This window comes from Methylobacterium sp. AC832 (genome assembly GCF_979256025.1).
Window position 1 is genome coordinate 176,101 of sequence record NZ_CEEDMV010000005.1, and the last position, 22,993, is coordinate 199,093.

General features: G+C 66.8%; 24 protein-coding genes. 16 read left to right on the plus strand and 8 right to left on the minus strand.

Annotated elements, in window-relative coordinates; translation table 11 throughout:
* The 3 genes from AC0IXR_RS18305 to uvrB form a co-directional block, all read right to left on the minus strand.
* Complete coding sequence (locus AC0IXR_RS18305) at window positions 1-750, minus strand: YidB family protein (RefSeq protein ID WP_471761710.1); 750 nt, start codon at window positions 748-750, stop codon at window positions 1-3.
* A 38-nt stretch (window positions 751-788) separates the two neighbouring features.
* Entirely contained in the window at window positions 789-1,088 is a 300-nt protein-coding gene (locus tag AC0IXR_RS18310; protein WP_056424796.1) for a hypothetical protein, read from the minus strand.
* A gap of 106 nt (window positions 1,089-1,194) precedes the next feature.
* The gene (gene uvrB / locus AC0IXR_RS18315) at window positions 1,195-3,882 is read right to left on the minus strand and encodes an excinuclease ABC subunit UvrB (protein WP_419952280.1); all 2,688 of its coding nucleotides are present in this window, start codon (window positions 3,880-3,882) and stop codon (window positions 1,195-1,197) included.
* A 77-nt stretch (window positions 3,883-3,959) separates the two neighbouring features.
* On the opposite strand from uvrB, the gene AC0IXR_RS18320 reads away from it, so the two are divergent.
* The 7 genes from AC0IXR_RS18320 to AC0IXR_RS18350 all read left to right on the plus strand — a co-directional run bounded on the left by AC0IXR_RS18320 (window position 3,960) and on the right by AC0IXR_RS18350 (window position 10,394).
* Window positions 3,960-4,460: a VOC family protein gene (locus AC0IXR_RS18320; protein ID WP_056424800.1), complete on the plus strand. Its 501-nt coding sequence runs from the start codon at window positions 3,960-3,962 to the stop codon at window positions 4,458-4,460.
* 212 nt (window positions 4,461-4,672) lie between these two features.
* The gene (locus tag AC0IXR_RS18325) at window positions 4,673-5,503 is read left to right on the plus strand and encodes a transglutaminase domain-containing protein (RefSeq protein ID WP_471761813.1); all 831 of its coding nucleotides are present in this window, start codon (window positions 4,673-4,675) and stop codon (window positions 5,501-5,503) included.
* A 128-nt stretch (window positions 5,504-5,631) separates the two neighbouring features.
* Window positions 5,632-6,690, plus strand: coding sequence for an SDR family oxidoreductase (locus AC0IXR_RS18330; RefSeq protein WP_471761814.1), 1,059 nt, complete (start codon window positions 5,632-5,634; stop codon window positions 6,688-6,690).
* Window positions 6,691-6,719: 29 nt separating this feature from the next.
* Window positions 6,720-7,280 carry an ankyrin repeat domain-containing protein gene (locus tag AC0IXR_RS18335; RefSeq protein WP_471761815.1) on the plus strand — a complete coding sequence of 187 codons (561 nt, stop codon included), beginning with the start codon at window positions 6,720-6,722 and terminating at the stop codon, window positions 7,278-7,280.
* Window positions 7,281-7,357: 77 nt separating this feature from the next.
* Window positions 7,358-9,091, plus strand: a complete 1,734-nt coding sequence (locus AC0IXR_RS18340) for an outer membrane protein assembly factor BamB family protein (protein ID WP_471761816.1) — start codon at window positions 7,358-7,360, stop codon at window positions 9,089-9,091.
* A 221-nt stretch (window positions 9,092-9,312) separates the two neighbouring features.
* On the plus strand, window positions 9,313-9,837 hold the full coding sequence (locus AC0IXR_RS18345; RefSeq protein WP_471761712.1) for a hypothetical protein: 525 nt from the start codon (window positions 9,313-9,315) through the stop codon (window positions 9,835-9,837).
* Window positions 9,838-9,968: 131 nt separating this feature from the next.
* Window positions 9,969-10,394 carry an acyl-CoA thioesterase gene (locus AC0IXR_RS18350; protein ID WP_311274889.1) on the plus strand — a complete coding sequence of 142 codons (426 nt, stop codon included), beginning with the start codon at window positions 9,969-9,971 and terminating at the stop codon, window positions 10,392-10,394.
* A gap of 33 nt (window positions 10,395-10,427) precedes the next feature.
* Here AC0IXR_RS18350 and AC0IXR_RS18355 read toward each other — a convergent pair whose 3' ends face one another.
* Both AC0IXR_RS18355 and AC0IXR_RS18360 read right to left on the minus strand, forming a co-directional pair.
* The gene (locus AC0IXR_RS18355) at window positions 10,428-11,648 is read right to left on the minus strand and encodes a phosphopentomutase (protein WP_471761713.1); all 1,221 of its coding nucleotides are present in this window, start codon (window positions 11,646-11,648) and stop codon (window positions 10,428-10,430) included.
* A gap of 14 nt (window positions 11,649-11,662) precedes the next feature.
* Entirely contained in the window at window positions 11,663-13,291 is a 1,629-nt protein-coding gene (locus tag AC0IXR_RS18360; protein ID WP_471761714.1) for an ABC transporter ATP-binding protein, read from the minus strand.
* A 113-nt stretch (window positions 13,292-13,404) separates the two neighbouring features.
* On the opposite strand from AC0IXR_RS18360, the gene AC0IXR_RS18365 reads away from it, so the two are divergent.
* The 3 genes from AC0IXR_RS18365 to AC0IXR_RS18375 all read left to right on the plus strand — a co-directional run bounded on the left by AC0IXR_RS18365 (window position 13,405) and on the right by AC0IXR_RS18375 (window position 15,504).
* Window positions 13,405-14,286: a lytic transglycosylase domain-containing protein gene (locus AC0IXR_RS18365; protein ID WP_471761715.1), complete on the plus strand. Its 882-nt coding sequence runs from the start codon at window positions 13,405-13,407 to the stop codon at window positions 14,284-14,286.
* Between the two features lie 82 nt (window positions 14,287-14,368).
* Window positions 14,369-15,283, plus strand: a complete 915-nt coding sequence (locus AC0IXR_RS18370) for an alpha/beta hydrolase (RefSeq protein WP_419952275.1) — start codon at window positions 14,369-14,371, stop codon at window positions 15,281-15,283.
* A gap of 29 nt (window positions 15,284-15,312) precedes the next feature.
* Window positions 15,313-15,504, plus strand: a complete 192-nt coding sequence (locus AC0IXR_RS18375) for a DUF1192 domain-containing protein (RefSeq protein ID WP_207412625.1) — start codon at window positions 15,313-15,315, stop codon at window positions 15,502-15,504.
* Here the strand turns inward: AC0IXR_RS18375 and AC0IXR_RS18380 are convergent.
* Window positions 15,494-15,823 carry a hypothetical protein gene (locus tag AC0IXR_RS18380; protein ID WP_471761716.1) on the minus strand — a complete coding sequence of 110 codons (330 nt, stop codon included), beginning with the start codon at window positions 15,821-15,823 and terminating at the stop codon, window positions 15,494-15,496. The genes AC0IXR_RS18375 and AC0IXR_RS18380 overlap by 11 nt on opposite strands.
* Window positions 15,823-17,043, minus strand: a complete 1,221-nt coding sequence (zigA, locus tag AC0IXR_RS18385; protein WP_471761717.1) for a zinc metallochaperone GTPase ZigA — start codon at window positions 17,041-17,043, stop codon at window positions 15,823-15,825. The genes AC0IXR_RS18380 and zigA overlap by 1 nt, the downstream gene beginning before the upstream one ends.
* Before the next feature lie 195 nt (window positions 17,044-17,238).
* On the opposite strand from zigA, the gene AC0IXR_RS18390 reads away from it, so the two are divergent.
* Window positions 17,239-17,883 (plus strand): TetR/AcrR family transcriptional regulator, encoded by a 645-nt coding sequence (locus AC0IXR_RS18390; RefSeq protein ID WP_056424838.1) that lies wholly within the window; start codon window positions 17,239-17,241, stop codon window positions 17,881-17,883.
* Between the two features lie 83 nt (window positions 17,884-17,966).
* Complete coding sequence (locus AC0IXR_RS18395) at window positions 17,967-18,422, plus strand: DUF2852 domain-containing protein (protein ID WP_056424840.1); 456 nt, start codon at window positions 17,967-17,969, stop codon at window positions 18,420-18,422.
* 76 nt (window positions 18,423-18,498) lie between these two features.
* Here the strand turns inward: AC0IXR_RS18395 and AC0IXR_RS18400 are convergent, their stop codons facing one another.
* A complete protein-coding gene (locus tag AC0IXR_RS18400) occupies window positions 18,499-18,765 on the minus strand; it encodes a hypothetical protein (RefSeq protein ID WP_056424843.1) in 267 nt (88 codons plus the stop codon).
* 215 nt (window positions 18,766-18,980) lie between these two features.
* Between AC0IXR_RS18400 and upp the strand changes: the two genes are divergently transcribed.
* The 4 genes from upp to AC0IXR_RS18420 all read left to right on the plus strand — a co-directional run bounded on the left by upp (window position 18,981) and on the right by AC0IXR_RS18420 (window position 22,938).
* Window positions 18,981-19,643, plus strand: coding sequence for a uracil phosphoribosyltransferase (upp, locus tag AC0IXR_RS18405; protein ID WP_461222753.1), 663 nt, complete (start codon window positions 18,981-18,983; stop codon window positions 19,641-19,643).
* A gap of 85 nt (window positions 19,644-19,728) precedes the next feature.
* Window positions 19,729-20,745, plus strand: a complete 1,017-nt coding sequence (locus AC0IXR_RS18410) for an NAD(P)H-quinone oxidoreductase (protein ID WP_471761719.1) — start codon at window positions 19,729-19,731, stop codon at window positions 20,743-20,745.
* A gap of 169 nt (window positions 20,746-20,914) precedes the next feature.
* Window positions 20,915-21,217, plus strand: a complete 303-nt coding sequence (locus tag AC0IXR_RS18415) for a flagellar basal body-associated FliL family protein (protein ID WP_056424851.1) — start codon at window positions 20,915-20,917, stop codon at window positions 21,215-21,217.
* Between the two features lie 221 nt (window positions 21,218-21,438).
* Window positions 21,439-22,938: a calcium-binding protein gene (locus AC0IXR_RS18420; RefSeq protein WP_471761720.1), complete on the plus strand. Its 1,500-nt coding sequence runs from the start codon at window positions 21,439-21,441 to the stop codon at window positions 22,936-22,938.
* Window positions 22,939-22,993 lie beyond the last annotated feature (55 nt).

Genomic DNA, 22,993 nt, shown 5'->3' on the forward strand with positions numbered 1-22,993 from the left:
TTACCAGCCGCGACGCTCCTCGAGATCCGGCTTCCGTCCTTGCGGGGTCAGTCCGTCGATGACGCCCGGTAGCGCCTGGGCCAGCTGTGACAGCAGATCGTCACGGGAGAGGCCGGTGCGACTCTGCAGCGTGTTCACCGTGTCTGAACCGAGGGCGTCCGCGAGCCGGTTCGGCTCGACGGGCTGGTTCTGTCCATGCCCGATCCAGGAACCGATGGCGTCGCCGAGACCGCCGCGCTGGAGCCGGTCGATCAACCCGTCGAACCCACCGAGATCGTCGCCCTGCTCCTGGTCGAGGCGGCTGTAAGGCCCCGCGCCGGAGGAATGGCCCTGATCGCGAGAGCCCTGGTAGCCCTGACCGCCGCCGGGTCCGTCGAGCATCCCCGACAGGTCGCTGAAATCGCCTTCCGGCGACGATCCGCGTGATCCGCCGCCATAGCCGCCACGGTCTCGGCCCTCATTGTACGGGTCCTGGTTGAAGCCGCCCTGGTCACCGTCGTCATAGGGCTCGGGCGGCCCGCGCCGGCCCTGCTCCATTTCCGGCTGGCCTCCCCGACCGCCGCCGAGGATGTCGCTCAACCCGCCGCCGCCCTTCTGCAGGAGCAGCATCAGCAAAGCCTGCACGATGGGTGACAGGGAGCCTCCGAGCGCTCCGCCACCGGAACCGCCGCCTTGCTGGTGATCGCTGCCCCGGCCACTGCCGAGGACGTTGCCGAGCACACCGCCGATGACCTGATCGAGTAATCCCATGGTCGTTCCTCCTGAGCAGCGAGCCTTGACGGCGAATTCTATTCCCGGCGTCCGCCGGTCCCGGCGCGGTCGCGCGCGGGCAGATGATCGAGCGGGTTGGTCCGAGACGACTTGCCGTCATCCTCGGTCACAGCCGTCGTGGGGCGGATGGCGCTCGGCGGCTTCACGTCGCCGATGGGCTTCGAACCGGATGTCTCGCCGGATCGGGTTTCCGACGGCACGTCGGCGGCCGTCGGTTGGTCGCGGCGATCGGAGATTGCCTGGGCAGGCGCGGTCTGCACCAAGAAGATGCCGGCAGCGAGGAGCAGGCTCGCCCGGATGAGAGGTTCCTTGCGCATGGGATTGCTCCGTCGGTTCGAGGCACGGGGGCGCCCGGGTTCGGGCGCCGTCACATGCTTCTCCAAGCCCGAGCCTAGGCCGGGGGTTCCGACGCCGGTGCGGGTTTCAGTCGCGCTTGCGCCCGCCGCCGCCCTTGTATTTCGGCTTCTGGCCGCCGAGCCCCTGGGTCGAGCGCGCCTTCGGGCGCTCGGCCCAGAGCGGCGCTTCGCCTCCCACGGGTAATTCGCGGTCGGTGCCCGGGCCCATATTGTCGAGGCTCGGCTTCGAAATACGACTCCGCTTCGCGCCGTACTTTCCGGCATCGCGCTCCACGTCACCCTGGCGCGCCATAGGGTCGTCGGAAAGCAGAAGCTCCGTCGCCTGGAGGCGCTTCAGCTCGTCGCGCAGGCGCGCCGCTTCCTCGAAATCGAGATCGGCGGCGGCCGTGCGCATGCGCTTCTCGAGATCGGCCATGACGGCCTTGAAGTTGTGGCCGATCGTGGCCGCGTTCTTGGCCAGACCCGTATCGACCTGGACGTGGTCGCCCTCGAACACGCTGCTGAGAATGTCGGAGATTCCGCGCTTCACGCTCTGCGGCGTGATGCCGTGCTCCTCGTTATAGGCGAGTTGCTTCTGGCGGCGGCGCTCGGTCTCCGCCATGGCCCGTTCCATCGAGCCGGTGATGTTGTCCGCGTAGAGAATGCAGCGCGCGTCGGCATTACGCGCGGCGCGGCCGATGGTCTGGATCAGCGAGGTCTCGGAACGCAGGAAGCCTTCCTTGTCGGCGTCGAGGATCGCCACGAGGGCGCATTCCGGGATGTCGAGGCCCTCGCGCAACAGGTTGATGCCGATGAGCACGTCGAACGCGCCGAGCCGCAGGTCACGGATGATCTCGATCCGTTCCAGCGTATCGATGTCCGAGTGCATGTAGCGCACGCGGACGCTGTTCTCGTGCAAATACTCGGTCAGGTCCTCGGCCATGCGCTTGGTCAGCGTCGTCACCAGCGTGCGGTAGCCGGCCTGCGCGACCTCGCGCACTTCGCCCAGCAGATCGTCCACCTGAGAGCGGGCGGGGCGGATCTCGATCACCGGATCGACGAGCCCGGTGGGGCGGATGACCTGCTCGGCGAAGACGCCGCCGGTCTGCTCCATCTCCCACTTTGCCGGGGTCGCCGAGACGTGGACCGATTGCGGTCGCATGGCGTCCCATTCCTCGAACCGGAGCGGGCGGTTGTCGAGGCAGGAGGGCAGGCGGAAACCGTATTCGGCCAGCGTCGCCTTGCGGCGAAAGTCGCCCTTGTACATGCCGCCGATCTGCGGAACCGTGACATGGCTCTCGTCGGTGAAGACGATGGCATTGTCGGGCAGGTATTCGAACAGCGTCGGCGGCGGCTCGCCGGGCTTGCGGCCGGTGAGGTAGCGCGAATAGTTCTCGATACCGTTGCAGGCGCCCGTCGCCTCGATCATCTCGATGTCGAAGGTGCAGCGCTGCTCGATCCGCTGTGCCTCGATGAGCCGGCCCATCTTAGTCAGCTCGTCCACCCGAAGCTTCAGCTCGGTCTTGATGCCCTTGATCGCCTGTTGGAGCGTCGGGCGCGGCGTGACGTAGTGCGAGTTGGCGTAGACCTTCACGAATTTGAGGTCATTGATTTTCTTGCCGGTGAGCGGATCGAATTCGGTGATCGACTCGATTTCGTCGCCGAACAGGCCGATGCGCCAGCCGCGATCCTCCAAGTGGGCAGGCCAGAGTTCGATCACGTCGCCGCGCACCCGGAAGGTGCCGCGGGCGAAGTCGGACTGGATGCGCTTGTATTGGAGCGCCACGAGGTCGGCGACCAGTTGGCGCTGCTCGATCCGCTCGTTCAGCGACACCGTGAACGACATGGCGGTGTAGGTCTCCACCGAGCCGATACCGTAGATGCACGAGACCGAGGCGACGATGATGACGTCGTCGCGCTCGAGCAGAGCGCGGGTGGCCGAGTGGCGCATCCGGTCGATCTGTTCGTTGATCGAGGATTCCTTCTCGATGAACGTGTCGGAGCGCGGCACGTAGGCCTCGGGCTGGTAGTAATCGTAGTAGGAGACGAAATACTCCACCGCGTTGTCGGGGAAGAAGCTCTTGAACTCGCCGTAGAGCTGCGCCGCCAGGGTCTTGTTCGGCGCCAGGATCAGGGCGGGGCGCTGCGTCGCCTCGATGATCTTGGCCATGGTGAAGGTCTTGCCGGAGCCGGTGACGCCGAGCAGCACCTGATCGCGCTCGTTCTTGTTCACCCCCTCCACCAGTTCGGCGATGGCGCGCGGCTGGTCGCCCGCCGGCTCGAACTCGGATTTCAACGTGAAGGCGAGGCCGCCTTCGGATTTCTTTGGCCGCTCCGGGCGATGCGGCGCCCAGGTCTTGCCGTCCCGGAACAGCGGGTTGCCCTCGGTGAGGAGGCGCGACAGCGCGTCGACCGTGGCGGATACGCCGTCGGTGGCCAGTGAACCTTCATCCTCGTTCGCCAACGCCTCGGGTGCCGGGCCGTCTTCCGGCGGCGTGATTCCCAGCGCCTGGGCGAGGCGTGGGTCGACCTCGGCCGCGTCGCCGAGGGTGAACCCGGCCTGCGGCGCTTCACCGAAACCGCCGGGCGGCGATGCGGCTTTCTTGGGCCTGCCGGGCTTCTTCGGCGGAGCCGGCGGCGCAGGATTCTCGACGACGGGCAGCCGGTTACGGTTGAGCGCGGGGCTCAGCAGGGCCGCCAGGTGCTCGTCGAGCGGTTTCAGCTCGGGCTTCGAAGCCTTCGCCGAGGAGACGCGGGGTTTGTTCGCAGGAGGCATGGGTGGAATATGGCCCCGCGGAACGAAAGGGGAAAGGGCGGCCCATCGCTTCGCGCCAATCAGGAGCGAGACCCATCATGACGACGACGTCGAACCCGATCCATCCGCAGGCGCGGATCGGCCATGTCCATCTCAAGGTCGCCGATCTCGACCGGGCTCTTGCCTTCTATTGCGGCGTGCTCGGATTCTCCCTCAAGGCTCGCTACGGCACCCAGGCCGCCTTCATCGCGGCGGGGGATTACCACCACCATATCGGGCTCAACACCTGGGAGAGCGAAGGCGGCAGCCCGCCGCCGCCCGGTACGACCGGCCTGTTCCACCTCGCAATCCTCTATCCGACCCGCGCCTCCCTCGCCGATGCCCTGCAGCGTCTCGACGCGGCCGGCATCGCCCTCGACGGGGCCAGCGACCACGGTGTGAGCGAGGCACTGTACCTGCGCGACCCGGACATGAACGGGGTCGAACTCTACAGGGACAGGCCGGAAGCGGAATGGCCGCGCGATGCCGAGGGTGGCCTCACCATGTTCACCCGCCGCCTCGACCTCGCCGATCTCCGGGCCGCCCTGGATGAAACCTGAGGAGCACCAAAACGTTAGGTGGCAACCTTTCCGTGTGCTAACGAGTGACGAGACGATACCGCTCTCGAACGGGGGCGGCCGAGGCGGGCATGGCGGCACCAGATCGTCGCCGCCTCGACGCCACCCGCTCGCTCGAGGCCCACGGTCTCGGGCGCAGGGCGGCGGCGGGTGGAGACGAGCCGCGCCCCCCTTTGCCCGATGCGAGCGACCCCATGAAAATCCGGACCGGCTACACGATCGGCTACGACACGTTCGGCCCGACGCCGATCACCCTGATGCTCAACGTCCACCCATCCAGGGGCGGTGATCTGCTGACGCCGGAGACGATGACGATCGAGCCGCCGGTGGAGGCTCACAGCTACCTCGATCCGTTCGGCAACGTCTGCACCCGCATCCTCGCCCCCGGTGGTCGGATCACGGTCTCGGCCGATTTCATGGTCGAGGATTCCGGCGAACTGGACGAACTCGTGCCCGAGGCGAAACAGCATCCGGTGCAGGATCTCCCGGACGACGTCATGCCGTTCCTGCTCGGCAGCCGCTATTGTGAGACCGACAAGCTCTCAAACATCGCCTGGGGTCTCTTCGGCACCACACCCGAGGGTTGGGCACGGGTCCAGGCGATCCACGATTTCGTGCATCGGCACATCAAGTTCGATTACCAGCAGGCCGATGCCACCCGCACGGCTTTCGAAGCCTACACGCAGAAGATCGGCGTCTGCCGCGATTTCACACATCTCGCCGTCGCCTTCTGCCGATGCATGAACATCCCGGCCCGCTACTGCACCGGCTATCTCGGCGATATCGGCGTGCCCGTGGTGCCGCCGGGCGACTTCTCGGCCTGGCTCGAAGTCTATCTCGACGGGCGCTGGTTCACCTTCGACGCCCGCAACAACAAGCGCCGCATCGGCCGCATCCTCATTGCGCGAGGCCGCGACGCCACCGACGTGGCGATCTCCACGAGCTTCAGCACGGCCCTGCTCGCGAGCTTCGACGTGCATACCGACGAGATCAGCGAGACCGGCGAGCTGACCCCCATCGCCTGAAGCGGATCCACGCCGGATCGACATCCGGCCTCCCGCGTTCCGATAGACACATTCTCTCCTCGGCCGGTCCCTCCATCGGATAGGCCGAGGAGGAATGCACCTCTATTGGAGACAGCATGTCGGACAGGATCAAGGGTACGGCGCTCATCGCGGGTGCGAGCGGCATCGTCGGCAACAACCTCGCACGCCACCTCGTCGCCGAGGGCTGGAACGTCCTGGGTCTGGCGCGCCGGCCCGTGGATATCGAGGGCGTGACCCCGGTGACGGCGGACCTGACCGATCCGGCCTCCCTGCGGGCGGCCTTGTCGGACCTCGCGCCGACACATGTGTTCATCACCACCTGGATGCGGCAGGCGACCGAAGCCGAGAATTGCCGCGTCAATGGCGCCATGGTGCGCAACCTCCTCGACAGCCTGCAATCCGCTCCGTTGCGCCACGTGGCCCTGGTGACCGGGCTCAAGCATTATCTCGGGCCCTTCGAAGCTTACGGGAAAGGCGCGCTGCCGCAGACGCCGTTCCGCGAGGACCAGGACCGCCTGCCGGTGGAGAATTTCTACTACGCACAGGAGGACGAGGTCTTCGCCGCCGCCAAACGCCAGGATTTTGGTTGGAGCGTGCACCGTCCGCACACCATCGTCGGCTATGCCCTCGGCAACGCCATGAACATGGGCGTGACGCTGGCCGTCTACGCCTCCCTCTGTCGAGAGACCGGACGTCCGTTCCTGTTCCCGGGCTCACCGCAGCAATGGAACGGACTGACCGACGTCACCGATGCGCGGCTGCTGGCCCGTCATCTCGCCTGGGCCTCTACCGATCCCGCCGCGGCGAACACCGCGTTCAACGTGGTCAACGGCGACGTCTTCCGCTGGTCGTGGATGTGGGGCCGCATCGCGGAATGGTTCGGCCTGGAGCCGGCGCCCTATCCGGGTGCGGCGACGCCCCTCGAAGAGCAGATGGCCAAGGACGGGCCGGTCTGGAGGGATCTGGCTGAACGCCACGGGCTGGCCGAGTCCGACCTCGACCGTCTCGCCTCCGCATGGCACACCGATGCGGATCTCGGCCGACCGATCGAGGTGGTCACCGACATGGCGCGCAGCCGCCGGCTCGGCTTCCTCGATTATCAGCCCAGCGACGACAGTTTCCTCGACCTGTTCGGCCGGTTGCGGACCGAAAAAGTCATTCCCTGACACAGCATTCACTGAGACAGAAAGTGACGATGCAATCCGAAACGCCGGCTTCGCCCAACCCTGCGCTTCCCGAACTCGACTCGGAGACCCTGGCCTTCGCGGGCCGGGTCTTCCAATATGCGCGGGCAGGGCATGTGGACGAGCTCGAAGAGCTATTCGCTCAGGGACTCCCGGCGAACCTCCTCAATGACAAGGGCGACAGCCTGCTGATGCTGGCCGCCTATAACGGGCAGGTCGAGACCACGCGCCTCATCCTCGAGAACGGTGGCGACCCCGAGCTCTCCAACGACCGGGGGCAGACGCCGCTCGCCGGCGCCGCCTTCAAGGGCGACATGGCCATCGTGGAGCTACTGCTGGAGAAGGGCGCTATGATCGACGGCACCGGAACCGGCACGCGCACCGCGCTGATGACGGCGGCCATGTTCAACCGCACCGAGATGGTGGAACTCCTGCTGGCGCGGGGTGCCGACCCGGCCAGGCGCGACGGCAACGGGCAGAATGCTGCGGATCTCGCCCGTTCCATGAACGCCGCCGACACGCCGTTCCAGCTCGAGGCAGCCATTCGGCTCGCCCGACTGAGCGTCGACTGAAGCCAACCGATCGATGGATGGGGCGTGACGGGATGATCAAATCATTGGCGATGGTCCGCCGCTCCGTCTTTCCGCTGATGGTGGGCGCCCTGGCAATCTCCCCGGGAGCGCGTGCCGAGGAATGGCCGATGTTCGGCCGCGACCATACCAACCGGCATTTCTCGCCGCTGACGGTCATAGACCGGGGCAACGTCGCCAAGCTGCGCCCGGCCTGGATCTTCCAGACCGGGATCACCGGCTACTTCCAGGCCGAGCCGGTGGTGGTGGACGGGGTGATGTACGTCTCCACCACGCAGAACCACGTGGCGGCCCTGGAGGCGAAGACCGGGCGGGTGATCTGGACCTACACCCACAAGGCGCGGACGGAGAAGATCTTCGGACCGCCCTCGAATCGCGGTGTCGCGGTCTCGGGCGGCAAGGTCTTCGAGGCGACCATGGACGGGCGGGTCATCGCCCTCGACGCCAAGACCGGCAAGGTCCTGTGGGACCACGAGGCGGTCCGCCCGGAGGAGGGCGAGTCGGAGACCGCGTCCGATCTCGCCGGAACGCTCGGCGCGGGCGCGATCCAGGGATCGAGCCGGCTCGGTTTCAAGATGCCGCCCCTCGTGGCCGACGGACTGGTCATCGTCGGCGTCGCCGGGGCCGGCTACGGCCTCCACGTGGAGGACGAAAAGGGCGGGCTCGACGGCGGCGCCGTGGTCGGGATCGAGGGCGGCTACGGCCGGCGCGGCTGGCTCGCCGCCTACGATGCCGCCACCGGCGAGGAGCGCTGGCGCTGGTACGTCACCAAGGAGGACGGTTGGGAAGGCGGCTTCGTCGAGAAGACCGCCGATGGGGTGCCGCTCAATCGCGACATTGCCGCCGAGAAGGCGGCCGCGCCCCGGCACAGGGAGGCCTGGAAGGTCGGCGGCGGCTCGCTCTGGATGACCCCGGCCTACGATGCCGATCTCGGCCTGATCTATGTCGGCACCGGCAACCCCGCGCCGCAGAATTTCGGCCTCTCGCGGCCGGGCGACAACCTCTACACGATGAGCCTCGTGGCACTCGATGTGAAGACCGGAAAGCTGCGCTGGTATTACCAGCAGGTCCCCCATGACGAATGGGGCTACGACGTCGCGAGCCCGCCCTTCCTGCTCGATTACGCGACGCCGCAAGGTCCGGTGAAGGCGGTCGCCGAAGCGAGCAAGACCGGCTGGCTCTACGTCCACGACCGGGCGACCGGCGCGCTCCTCGGCAAGTCCGCGCCGCTCACTACGCAGAAGAACCTCTACGCACCGCCCACCGAGACCGGAACCGTCGTCAGCCCCGGTCCCCTCGGGGCGATCTCCTGGCATCCGGTCGCCTTCGATCCGACGACCAGCATGGCCTATGCCCAGGTCCGTCACGGCGCGACCACCTACACGGTGAGGACTGTCCCCGCCGCCGCCGGCAGGCCGCAGATCCGTTTCACCGAAACGAGCGAGGCGAAGGGAGAGCCTTCCTTCAGCACGCTCACGGCTGTCGACCTCGCCAAGGGCGGCGCGATCAAATGGTCGGTGAAGGCGGGAAGCCGCCTTTCGGGCGGCACGCTCGCCACCGCCGGCGGTCTCGTCTTCTCCGGCGAGGAAGACGGTCATCTCGACGCCCATGACGCGGCGACCGGCACGATGCTGTGGCGTTTCCAGTGCGGTGCCGGGATCGGCGGGCCGCCGATCACCTATTCGCTGGACGGCGGGCAATACGTGGCCGTGGCGGCCGGCGGAGCCTCGTTCACCAAGGGCTCGGGTTTCGGCACCGGCGACGCGCTCGTCGTGTTCGCCCTGCCGGACTGACGGTTATCTCGTCACTTCGCATATCCGCCTCGACGGGCCGAGGAGCGCCTCCGTCATCGACTCCCTGCCGGACATGCTCCCCCCACAAACTTGGCCAGCACGATGGTTGACCGTCGTGTTGGGGGTCGAGGATCGCTATCATCGCGTAGACGGCGTGCCATTAGCGTGCTGTCGTCGATAGCGGGGCCAATCGTATTTGCCCGGCGGCAGGAAGTGACGGCATGAACCCGAACACCCGGCGATGGGTCATCAGTAGCGTCTTCGGCCTGTTCGTGGGCTGGGCGATCGGCGGGGTGATCTTTCCCGCCCTGACGGCCCTCATCGGTATGATGGTCCGGCCCACCCCCGGCATGCGGGATGCCGCCATAACCTGGCCGGGACCGGCGGTAGACATGCTGCCCTTCCTCGCCATCGGTCTTCAGGCCAGCGTGGTGATCGCCGTGACGCTTCTCCTTGCCCGCGTGGGCGATGAGCGTCGACGCATAGGCTGGGGCTGCCTCGCCGTCGGGGGCGCCATCCTCCTGAACGGCATCGTCCTCCTGGCGGTCACGGGCGTCCTGGGCTGGCTTCTCGACCGGGATTCCGGTGGTGCCAGTGGTGGCGAGGCGAGTGCCGGGTTCTTCCTACTGCTGTTGGGCCTGCCCTACGCCCTGCTCTGCATCGCGCTGCTGGCGGGCGGGTCGGTGATGCTGCGCAGGCGCCCGCCTTCGCCGCCGCCGGGAGGAACGGGACGGTCCAGACTGTGATGAAGGCGTGACGACCGCCATTACCCTTCAAGCAGGTCACCTGTTCGCGCCCGGCCGGATGTGACAGGACGACACAGGCGGCGCGCCGCTTGCATTGGCAGAGCCGAGATCACAAGAGACCGCACCACCCCATGTCGACCGATGTTTCCGAGCCACGACAGCCCACCGACCGCGGCTCCCCCGTGGTCCGCACGATCGCGATGCCCGCTGACACCAATCCGGCCGGGGATATTTTCGGCGGATGGCTGATGGGGCAGATGGATCTGGCGGCGGGCAACGTCGCCGCTCGTCGCGCGCGGGGCCGCTGCGCCACGATCTCCGTGGATGCCATGACCTTCCATCGCCCGGTCATCGTCGGCGACGAGGTCAGCATCTATGCCTGGATCGTGAAGGTCGGCCGCACCTCGCTCCGCATCCAGGTCGAGGTCTGGCGCCGCGAACGCGAGAGCGAGACTACGATGAAGGTGACGGAAGGCCTGTTTACCTTCGTCGCCATCGGCAGCGACCGTCGCCCGAGGCCGATCCCGCCCGAGGTCGAAGAGACCTGGGAAGTCTGAGTTTCGATCCCACCCGGTTCGGGCGGGACCGCCTCACCACCACGACGTGCCGCGTCCCAGTTCGCCGATGCCGAGATGACGCGCGATGGAGGCGCCGATATCCGCGAAGGTCTCCCTACGCCCGAGTGACCGGGCGGCGAGACCGGGACCGAAGGCCAGAACCGGCACCTGCTCGCGGGTATGCTCCGTCCCCGACCATGTCGGGTCGTTGCCGTGGTCGGCGGTGACGATGCAGACATCACCCGCCTTGAGCACCGCATGGATCTCGGGCACGCGCGCATCGAAGCGCTCCAGCTCGGCGGCGTAGCCGGGCACATCGCGGCGGTGGCCGTATTCCGTGTCGAAATCGACGAGGTTCAGGAAGACCAGCCCGCCCTCGGGGAGGGTGCGGAACGCGGCCAGCGCCGCATCGAGGCAGGCAACGTTGCCGGCGGCCTTGATCTCGCGGCCCGTGGCGCGGTGGGCGAAGATGTCGCCGATCTTGCCGACGCTGACCACAGGGCGTCCCCGCTCGCTCAGGCGGTCGAGGAGGGTTTCGCCCGGCGGCTGCGTGGCGAAATCCTTGCGGTTCGCGGTGCGCCGGAAACCGCTCTCCTCCGAGCCGAGGAAGGGGCGGGCGATGACCCGGCCAATGCGGTAGGGGTCGCAGATTTCGCGGGCGATCCGACAGAGCTCGTAGAGCCGATCCAGCCCGAACGTCTCCTCGTGAGCGGCGATCTGGAAGACGCTGTCGGCCGAGGTGTAGCAGATCGGCTTGCCCGTCCGGACGTGCTCTGCCCCGAGACGCTCGACGATCGGGATGCCGGCGGCGTGGCAATCGCCGAGGATACCGGGGAGTTCGCCCCGTTCGATCAGCATTTGGATGAGGGCAGTGGGGAAGGCCGGCACTCTGTCGGGAAAGTAGCCCCATTCCTCGGTGACGGGGGCGCCCGCGATCTCCCAATGGCCGGAGGGTGTGTCCTTGCCGGGCGCGGTCTCGACGGCATGTCCGTAGGCCCCATCGACCGGACCGGATGGCTCGAGCCCGGGCGGGATGCGGCCGCTCGCCCCCTCGGCGGCGAGACCGAGGCCGAGACGCGTCAGGTTCGGCAGAGCGAGGGGGCCGGCTCGCAGGCCCGCGCGATCGCCCGCCCCGGCGGCGCAGGATTCCGCGATATGGCCGAGCGTGTCCGAGCCCTCGTCGCCGTAACGGGCAGCGTCCGGCCCTCCGCCGATGCCGACCGAATCGAGGACGATGAGAAAGACGCGCGCCATGGGTCTCGTCGTGTTCAGGCCGGGACCACGTCTTCGGTGGTGGCGCTGTTGAGATCGAAGGCGGCAGCGAACAGGGCCTTCGTGTAATCGGTCTGCGGCCGGGCGAAGATGGCCTCCGCCGGGCCTTCCTCCACGACCTTGCCGTTCTGCATCACCAGCACGTAGTTCGCCAGCGCGCGCACGACCTTGAGATCATGGCTGATGAAGAGGTAGGCGAGCTTGCGCTCCTTCTGCAGGTCGCGGAGCAGGGTGACGATCTGAGCCTGAACCGACCGATCGAGGGCCGAGGTCGGTTCGTCGAGGACGACGAAGCGCGGTTTCAGCACCATGGCGCGGGCGATGGCGATGCGCTGGCGCTGGCCGCCGGAAAATTCGTGCGGGTAGCGATCCATCGTCGCCGGATCGAGACCGACATCGGTCAGTGCCTTGGCGACCACGGCGCGCCGCTCGGCGCGCGACTTCACCGCCCCCTGCACGACGAGGCCCTCGGCGACGATGTCGGCCACCGTCATGCGCGGCGAGAGCGAGCCGTAAGGGTCCTGGAAGACCACCTGCATGTCGCGCCGGAACGGTCGCATCGGTCCGGGGCCGAGCCCGGCAATGGATTGGCCGAGGAAAACGATAGGGCCCTCGCTGCCGGTGAGGCGCAGCAGGGCGAGCCCCAGAGTGGTCTTGCCCGATCCGGATTCCCCGACGATCCCGATCGTCTCCCCCTCGCGGACGGCGAGGGACACGCCATCCACTGCCTTCACGTGGAAGGTCGTGCGCCGGAGAAGCCCCTCGCGGACCGGGAACCACACCTTGAGCGGGCCGGCTTCCAACAGGCGCGGAGCGTCGTCCGCCACCGGGTTGGCGCGCCCCTTCGGCTCGGAGGCGAGCAGGCGCTGGGTATATTCGTGTTTGGGCCTGGCGAAGATCTCGTCCACCGGCCCCGCTTCGACGATGCGGCCGGCGAGCATCACGCAGACCCGCGAGGCGATGCGCTGCACGATGCCGAGATCGTGGGTGATGAACAGCATCGACATGCCGAGGCGCTTCTGCAGGTCGGCCAAAAGCGTGAGGATCTGCGCCTGGACGGTGACGTCGAGGGCGGTGGTCGGCTCGTCCGCCACCAGAAGGTCCGGCTCGCAGGCGAGCGCCATGGCGATCATGACGCGCTGGCGCTGGCCGCCGGACAATTCGTGCGGATAAGCGCCCATGCGCCGCTCGGCGTCGCGGACGCCGACGAGTTCGAGCAATTCGAGGATGCGGGCGCGGGCCTTGCGGCCGGACAGGCCGCGATGGATCTCCAGAACCTCGCCGATCTGCCGCTGGATCGTGTGCAGAGGATTGAGCGAGGTCATCGGCTCCTGGAACACCATGGTGATGTCGGCACCACGGATCTTGCGCAGTTCCGGCTCCGGCAAGGCCAGAATGTCCCGTCCCTTGAACAGGATGCGACCGCCGGGATGGACGGCGCTGCCATCGAGAAGACGCAGGATCGACAGGGCCGTCACCGACTTGCCCGACCCGGACTCGCCCACCAGGGCCACCGTCTCGCCCCTGTGGATCGTGAAGCTCACGCGATCCACCGCCAGCGTCTCACGCTCACGCGAGCGAAAGGCGACCGACAGGTCTTGGACGTCGAGCAGCGTGTCAGTCATCGAGGGAAGGGCACCGGGTCCGCGGATTGGGAAAGCCGAGGTTCTTATAGCGCGGCGCGATGAGATCGGCGAACGGCGATTGATCCGGCGCCAGACCGCATTACAAACGCCCCGTGACATCCCTCCGCAGCCTGATCCTCGCCTGTTGTCTCCTCGCCGCCGCGCCGGCCTCGGCCGAGGTGGCGACGGAAACCGTGGAGCAGGCGCTCTGCCGCCTGATCGAGGATTCGGCCAGGGTGCGCGGCCTGCCCGTGCCGTTCCTGACGCGGCTGATCTGGCGGGAAAGCAGTTTTCGCGTCACGGCCGTGAGCCCGGTCGGTGCGCAGGGCGTCGCGCAGTTCATGCCGGGAACGGCACGCGAGCGCGGGCTGACCGACCCGTTCGATCCCGAACAGGCGATCCCCCACGCCGCCCATCTCCTCGCCGACCTCAATCGCCAGTTCGGCAATCTCGGCCTCGCGGCTGCGGCCTATAATGGCGGCGCGGGCCGGGTCTCGGGCTGGCTCGCCGGAACGGGCGGTCTGCCCGCCGAGACACGCGCCTACGTGATGGCGATCACCGGGGCGCCGGCGGAGGATTGGCGCGGAGGCGCGGCCGTCAACGGAGCCGAGGGAGAGTCTGATGCCCCCAAGAAGGAAGCATCGAAGGCGGAAGCGCCGAAGACCTGCCTGCAGGTCACCGCCGCGTTGCGGATTCCCTCGCGCGGCGATCGCTTCGCCCTCGGCGGCAACGAGGGGCCGGCTGCCCCGTGGGGCATTCAGCTCGCCGGGAATTTCTCGAAATCCCTCGCCCTCCAGAGCTTCTCCCGTACCCGGAAACTCTATGCCGGGGTGATCGGCGAGGTGCGGCCGATGATCATCGGGACGCGCCTGCGCAGTCGCGGCACGCGCGCCTTCTACCGGATCCGCATCCCGGCCGAGAGCCGGGCGGCGGGCGATATCCTGTGCGGCCGCATCCGGAAGGTCGGAGGCGCCTGCATCGTGCTGCGCACCTGAATCCGAAAAACCCTTTTTCCGGTCATGAATCCGCCGTGCGGCACGTGTCATTCGGGTGTTCGTTTCCCCGTTTGAGAGATGCATGACCCGCGCCTTCGCCGCCTTCGCCACTCTCGCCTGCCTCGCACTGGCCGCCTTCGGGGTCACGGCCTGTTCGCCCCTCGCCCTCTTCGATGCCATTGGTCCGCGCGACCAGGGCGGCCGGCTCGCCCAGAAGAGCGCCGCCTTCGGCACCCATCCGCGGCAGCGCCTCGATGTCTTTACGCCCGTCGGCGGCGCGGCGGATGCGACGGTGCTGGTCTTCTTCTATGGCGGCTCGTGGAAATCGGGCGCGAAGGACGATTACGAATTCGTCGGTCAGGCCCTGGCGGCCCAGGGTTTCGTCACCGTCATCCCCGATTACCGGGTCTATCCGGAAGTGCGGTTCCCCGACTTCCTCGATGACGGCGCCGCCGCCATCGCCTGGGTCCGCGACAACATCGCAGAATATGGCGGCGACCCGCGCCGCATCGTTCTCGCGGGCCATTCGGCCGGGGCCTACAATGCCCTGATGCTCGGGCTCGATCCGCGCTACCTGCGCAAGGCGGGCGTCGACCCGAAGGTGATCCGGGCCGTGGCCGGTCTGTCCGGCCCCTATGACTTCCATCCTTTCGACCAGGACACCTCACGGGACGTGTTCGGACAGGCCCCCGACCCGGCGGCGACGCAGCCGATCACCTTCGCCAGCCCTCATTCACCGCCGGCATTCCTGGCCACGGGCGGCAACGACACCATCGTCCGTCCGCAGAATACCCAGAGCCTCGCGGCGCGACTGCGCGCGATGCGCGTGCCGGTGCAGGAGCGGATCTATCCCGGCCTCGACCATGCCGACACGCTTCTGGCCCTCTCGGTCACCTTCCGCTCGAAAGCGCCGGAACTGTCGGAAATGACGACATTCCTCAAGCAATATGCCGGCACTCAACAGCACGTTCGCTCGGTCTCGCGGTGGGACCGTTAGGCGAGCGCCGGAAGACAGGGGGACAAGCCATGCGCGACGACGACACGGACCGGCCGAAGCGCACGGTCTCCCATACGATCGGCGAGAGCCTCGACACCCTCTCCCTCGACGAGATCGCCGAGCGGATCGCCCTGCTGCGCGCCGAGATCGAGCGCCTGGAATCGGCCCGAACAGGCAAGAAATCCGCGCTGGACCGGGCATCCTCGATCTTCAAACTGTAGGCGCGGACTCCCCGGGCGGGGCCGCGCCCTCCCGCCTCATTGCCTCCTCCTCCTCGCCCAGCCGGGCGATGTCGTCGGCTACGACCGCCTCCAGTCCACGCGCGATCTTCAGCGCCCGCGTCGGCTCGCCGACCCGCATCACCAGGACGATGGTCTCGCGATCGGCGCAGCCGGGCTCGCCACAGGCGATTTCGTTGACGGCGAGGACGTCCTCCTCGCCGAGCCCGAGACCCAGGCGAAGCGCGCCCTTGAGCCTCGCCGCATCGGCCGACCGTGCGGCCGAGCGGGCGCGGGCATCCTTGAGGGAAAAGAACGCCATCAGGCGGCGGCACGCTGCCAGGCGGGAAACGGATCGGGCAGGGCGCGGTACGGCGCCGGATCGAACCGCGTCACCTCCTCGGAACCGACCAGACAGGCGTCGAGTGCGGCGGTGATCGCTTCCTGGTCGAGACCCGTCCCGATGAAGACGAGTTCCTGGCGGCGGTCGCCCCAGGGCTCGCTCCAGTTCCGGGACAGATGACTGCGCCACTCCGCATCCTCCGGCCAGCGGGCTTTCGGCACGCAGGCCCACCAGGCCCCCATCGGCGAGACCCGGGCGACGGCACCAGCGAGGGAGAATTCGCCGACCCAGTCCGGGCGCGTCGCCAGCCAGAAATGCCCCTTCGCGCGGATGAGGCCCGGCCATGTCGCCTTGGTGAAGGCATCGAACGCCTCGGGCGCGAAGGGACGGCGAGCCCGGTAGACGAAGGAGCCGATCCCGTATTCCTCGGTTTCGGGCACGTGATCGGCGGCGCCGTAGAGCTCCTTGAACCAGAGCGGATGTTCCTGCGCCTTCTCCTCGCTGAACAGGCCGGTATCCAGAACCCGATCGAGGGGGACGCGGCCATAGGAGGCCTCGACGATGCGGGCATCGGCATTGAGCCCGCGTATCACCGAGCGGACCAAAGCGAGCTGATCCGCCCCGACATCACCGGCCTTGTTGAGGACGACCACATCGGCGAACTCGATCTGCTCCACGAGAAGGTCGACAAGGGTCCGGGCATCCTCCTCGCCCGCACTCTCGCCCCGGTCGCGCAGGAACGCCGTCGAACCGTAATCGCGCAGGAGACTGACGGCGTCGACCACGGTGACCATGGTGTCGAGGCGGGCGACGTCGCTCAGCGCAGCCCCGTCTTCGTCGCGGAATGAGAAGGTGCTCGCCACCGGCAGCGGCTCGGCGATGCCGGTGCCTTCGATCAGGAGGTAATCGAACCGCCCTTCCTCCGCGAGCGTCCGGACTTCGGCCAGAAGGTCGTCCCGCAGCGTGCAGCAGATGCAGCCATTGGTCATCTCCACCAGGCGTTCGTCGGTGCGAGAGAGGTTGGCGCTGCCCTCACGGATCAGGGCGGCGTCGATGTTCACCTCACTCATGTCGTTGACGATCACGGCGACGCGTCGTCCCTCGCGGTTGTTGAGAATGTGGTTCAACAGCGTGGTCTTGCCGGCACCGAGGAAGCCGGAAAGGACGGTGACGGGGAGACGGTGATCGCGCTGGCTCATCGGAAATCCGCTATGTAATGTAATACTATTACAATTCGTGGGATCGTCCCTGTCAATCGCCGTTTGAAAATCTCTGTCCACGGGTAGACAGAGGAGGGTCGAAAAGCGCGCTCCGCGTGTTAGGGGAGGGCCATCCCGGCAGAGTCGCGGCAAAGGTGCAGCCGCTGGCCGGCGATCGCCCGAGGATGGAATCCAGTGCGACCCTGGCGAGAAGGACCGGGAGACCGGCGCAGCTACCATCACGGCAACCTCAAAGAGGCGCTGATCGAAGCGGCGCGCCGGTTCATCGCCGAACGCGGCGTGGGCGGTTTCACCCTGGTCGATGCGGCACGCCTCGTCGGAGTGACCCCGGCCGCGCTCTATCGTCATTTCCGGGGTCGCGAAGCTCTGCTGGAGGAGGTGGCCGGCCGTGGCTTCACCGACCTCGCCGAGCGTCTGGCACGCTCCCTCACCTCACGCGGAACACCTCTCGAGCGCTTCACCCGAATGGGCGAAGCCTATCTCGCCTTCGCCGAAGAAGAGCCCGGCTATTATGCCGCGATCTTCGAGACGCGTGGCGCACCCATGGCAGCGGATTCTGCAGCCTCCGACGTCCCGCCGAGGCCCAGCCCCTTCGACCTTCTGCTCGAAGCGCTGAAATCGACGTTTCCGGATGGATTCGGCGGAGTCGAGCCTCGTTTCGTCGCCCTGGAAGTCTGGGCCCTCTCGCACGGGCTCGCCACGCTCTCGGCTTCCGGCCATCTGCCGAAGGGGCCGGGAATGCCAGACAAATACGAGTTGCTACGCGCCGGCGTGCTGGCCCTCGTCCATGGCGCGGGACGCCCCCGACCCTCGGCCTGACACTCTCCTGAAAACGACCCTTGAAACCGCCACGTCGCATTCGCAAGTAAATGTGGTTCACATTAACATCGGAGCTGTGAGCTGTGAGCTTTTCCTCGACCTCTCCCTGGGCCACCGGCAAAGCCTGCCGCAGCGGTCCGTTTCCCCGCCGCTCTTTCGAGATCGGCGCCGTCGTCGTCGCGTTCTTCTACTGGTGGCCGTTGGCGGCGGCCTACATCGCCTGGAAGGTGGCGGGTTACCCGGCATTGTCCGAACTGCGCGGCATGATCGGCCGCGGATCCGATTGGCAGGCGGGCATGCGCAAGTCGCGCTTCGCCCAGGCGTTCGAGGCCGCAGACCTGCGCGGCACCGGCAACCTTGCCTTCGACGATTACCGCCGCGCCGAACTCGACCGGCTCAATGCCCAGCGCAAGGCGCTGCAGGAGGAGAGCCGCGCCTTCGCCGAGTTCGTGGAAGAACTGAAGCGCGCCAAGGACCGCGAGCAGTTCGATGCCTTCATGGCCAAGCGCAACAATAGCGGTCCGACGCAGAGCGTCTGACCGATCCCCCATTCGGGGCAAGGAGGGCTTCCGGCAGTGATGCCGGGAGCCCTTTTTCGTTTGTCCGGCAGCGAGATCAATCCTGCAGTTTCTTCAGGTGATGCAGGGCGATGAAGTGCAGGCAGAAGCCGAGGATGAGGGCCGTCACGCTCACCGCACCCGGCTCGGTCTGGAAGAACCGCAGCGAGACGCTCCACGCCTCGGAGCGGGACAGGCGGTGGTCAAACCCTTCGTAGAGCCGCATCCCCGGCAGGAAGAAGCCGACCATCACCAGAGACGCCCCGAGCGTATTGAGAAACGTGGCGCGATAGCGGACCCTGTCGTTACGGGCGGACTTGCTCATGGGCGTACTGTTTCGGATAAGTTTCATCGACGACCCGGACCACCCTGTTTGCATCGCTCCGACGACTGGGACGCGCCCCCCACCGCGTCTTGGCCGCGCTTCTTTATCGGATTTTCATGCCCCGGGGGGCCATAAGGGCGGGAGTTCAAAAGTGCGTGGGGTCGGTCCGGTGCCGTCCGTGGCACGGTGGGCCGGTTCTCGGGGGAGTGAAGGCGATGGCGAATACGGACGGTCCCGGCGCGGAGATCCGCGCAACGGTCACGGTGGTCGACCATCCCCTGGTCCAGCACAAGCTGACCCTGCTCCGCCAGAAGGAGCGCTCGACCAAGGGCTTCCGCCAGATCCTCAACGAGATCGGGATGCTCCTCGCCTATGAGGTCACCCGCGACCTTCCCCTGGAGCGGGTGACGATCGAAACGCCGATCCAGGCGATGGAGGCACCGCAGATCGCCGGAAAGAAGCTGGTTCTCGCCCCCATCCTGCGCGCGGGGGTCGGCTTCCTCGACGGCATGCTGTCGCTGGTGCCCTCCGCGCGCGTCGCCCATGTCGGGCTTTATCGCGACCCGGAGACGCTGGAGGCGGTGGAATATTACTTCAAGGCGCCGTCCGACCTCGCCGACCGCACCGTCCTCGTCCTCGACCCGATGCTCGCCACGGCCAATTCGGCCATCGCGGCCATCGACCTCTTGAAGCAGCGCGGCGCTCGCGACCTGCGCTTCGTCTGCCTCCTCGCCGCGCCGGAAGGCGTCGCCAAGCTCCAGGCGACGCATCCCGACGTGCCGGTCTGGACGGCCTCCATCGACAGCCACCTCAACGACCACGGCTATATCGTGCCAGGCCTCGGCGATGCCGGCGACCGGATGTACGGCACCCGCTGAGACATTCCGCGCTTAACAACTGCGCCCTTGCCAACCCGCCCTCCGGCCGCACATGACGGGTCACGCCAACCGGAGATGTGATGCAATGACGTCAAGCCCAGACCTGCCCGAGACCATGCGCCAGATCCGGTTCGCGGGAGCAGGTGGGCCGGACGTCCTGACTCTCGAGACGGTGCCGCTGCCCCAGCCCGGTCCCGGCCAGGTGCTCATCGAGGTCGTGTCGGCCGGCGTGAACCGGCCCGACATCCAGCAGCGCGAAGGCAAGTATCCGCCGCCGAAAGGGGCCACCGAGATCCCGGGCCTCGAAGTCGCCGGCCGGATCGCGGCCCTCGGCGAGGGGGCGGAGGGTTTCGCCATCGGCGACGAGGTCTGCGCCCTCACCATCAGCGGCGGTTACGCCGAATTCGCCGTGGCCGAGACCGGACAATGCCTGCCGCGCCCGGCGCCGCTCTCGCTGATCGAGGCCGCCGGACTGCCGGAGACCTATTTCACCGTCTACAGCAACGTCATCGAGCGCGGGCGGCTGAAGCCGGGCGAAAGCTTCCTCGTCCATGGCGGATCGAGCGGCATCGGCTCCACGGCGATCCAAATGGCGAAGCTCCACGGCGCGCGTGTCTTCGCGACCGCCGGATCCGCCGAGAAATGCGCCTTCTGCAAGGAGCTCGGCGCCAACGAGGCGATCAATTACCGGGAGGCGGATTTCGCCGAGGAGATCAAGCGCCTCACCGAGGGCAAGGGCGTCGACGTCATCCTCGACATGGTGGGTGCACCCTACTTGGCCCGCAACCTCGCCTCCCTGGCGATCGAGGGGCGTCTCGTGCAGATCGCCTTCATGCAGGGCTACAAGGTCGAGAGCTTCAGCATGACGCCGATCATGATGAAGCGGCTCACCTTCACCGGTGCGACCCTGCGGGCGCGTCCCAAAGCGGAGAAGGCGGCCATCGCCGAGGGACTGCGCCGGGACATCTGGCCCCTGCTCGCCGATGGCCGGATGAAGCCCATCATCCACGCCACCTTCCCCTTGGAGAAGGCGTCCGAGGCCCATGCGCTCATGGAATCCAGTGCGCATCTCGGCAAGATCATGCTGACGACCGGGCGGTGACGCAGGGGTTAACCTGGATGTCGCTGCGGCTTTTGCGTCATATGCCGCAACCAGGGCAAATCGAGTCGGAACAGGGAGCTCGGCCGTCGCGTTCAATCCACCAAATGGGACATCCGCGTCTCAGGTTGACCATGACGGCCGTCCCCGGCCGAGCTTCGAAAGGTATCCCATGGCAGAACGACTCGACGGCCAGGACGCGCGTCAGGGCAAGAAGGGCAAGCCGGTCCTCTACGTCCTGATCGGCAGCCTCGTCCTCCTCGCCATCGCCATCACAGGTCTGATGACCTGGCAGGGTGCGAACTCTCCGAAAGACTACGCCTCGCAGAGCCAGGACGCCTCCCGTGGTCAGGTCACCGGCTCCGTGAACGGGTCCGGAAACGGAACCTCGTCGGCGAATACCGGCAACGTTCCCGCTGGAAACCCGGCCTACCCGGCGCCGGCCCAGCCCTCGGCCAATGGCGGTCAGAAATAAGCATATCCTAAGCTCGGGGTAAGCCGTGCCACGGTAACGCCAAGGGGTACGTCCCGGACGCAATACCGTGGCACTTTTCTGTACGGTAAAAGAATCGAAGCCGACACTCCACGCTGTGGAAATTGTTTGAGCTCGATCATTCTCGCTACTTATAGTCAGTCTCTGTTAGGACTTCATCCGCAGAGTTCTCGGCGTCTTTTCGATGCGTTCGAGAACTGCCGATGATTACCTACACACCAGCAAGCCTGCCTGTTCCTTTCTTCGGCGATCCTGGAGCCACCATCGGCCTGCGAGCATTGCTCGAACAGGCTTACGGCAAGGAAGCTGTGGCCGAATTCACGAAGCTGCAGATTTCCTACGCGACCACGCCAGGCTATACGCCGTTCAGCTACTGGAACCCCGACATACCATCGGCGACGACTGTGCTGCGCAACGGCAAGACTCTCGAAGACGACAAGACCTACACGATCTTCAATCAGACCCAGCTCGACGATTATTCGCTGAAGGCCGGCAACCTCATCTTCGCGAATGTCGAGATCGCGGTGAAGACCGGCGCCGGCCAGTACCAGAATCTTCGTCTTCAGACCGTCCCCGGGGAATTGAAGGGCCAGGACGCGCACGATGGCATCGTGAACCCCTCCGACATCGTCGCCGCCGCACGCGCCTTGGCGGTCGCCGAGCACGATGTTCCCAACGGCAACGATTGCTACTTTATCGCCGACATCATCGCGGCCTCCGCCGGCGCGCCGCTGCCGAACCATTCCTACGGCCTGCCCTCGCAGAACGTCGAAGGGGGATATTGGCGCATCGCCCATCGCGGAACCGCCGAGGACACCGATTGGCAATCCGAGCTTCAGCCGGGCGACGTGGTGCGGCTGCATTGGCAGAACGGTGGTCCCCACAGCTTCACGGTGGTTTCCAGTCACAACCAGACCGGAACGATGGAGGTGGTCGATAACGGCCTGGACAAGATCGCGGCACACTGGACCGAATATCAGTCGGACGCCAACCCGGAGGCGGTCACCATCTATCGGCTGACCGATGACGGCCTCAACATGATCAACGGCGGCGTCGCGTCCGAGACCCTCCACGGTACGATCTGGAGCGACACCATCTTCGGGATGGCAGGAAACGACACGATCAAGTCAGGCCGGGGCAACGATTCCATCGACGGCGGGCAGGGGGCCGATCTGATGGTGGGAGGTGCCGGGGACGACATTTTCACGGCCGACAACAGGGGCGACCGCGTCGTCGAGGCCGGACGCGAGGGACATGACCGTCTCCTAACGAGCGTCTCCTTCGCGATCTCCGGTACGCATGTGGAGGACGTGGTTCTTCAGGGGGCCAACGCGATCAACGTGAGTGGTAACACCCTCGACAACTTCCTCTGGGGCAACGGCGCCGCCAACGTCATGCGGGGCGGCGCCGGCGACGACAAGATCCATGCGCGCGCCGGCAATGACGTCCTCGTCGGCGGCGCGGGCGCGGACCAGCTGACTGGAGGCAACGGCGCCGATCGCTTCGTGTTCGAGACCGCTTCCGGCCACGACGTCATCATCGATTTCAGGTTCGGTGACGGCGATCGCATCGACCTATCGGGACAGTCCTACACCGTCGGCCACGACATCTACGGTGACGCGCTTATCACCCTGTCGGGCGGCGGGACGGTGGTGCTCAACGACATCGCGCCCGGCGGAGTGGAGTCCGGCTTCTTCGTCTGACCTCACGTGCTCCGATCGGCTTTCGATCCTTGCCCTCGAAAGCCGATTCGAAGGT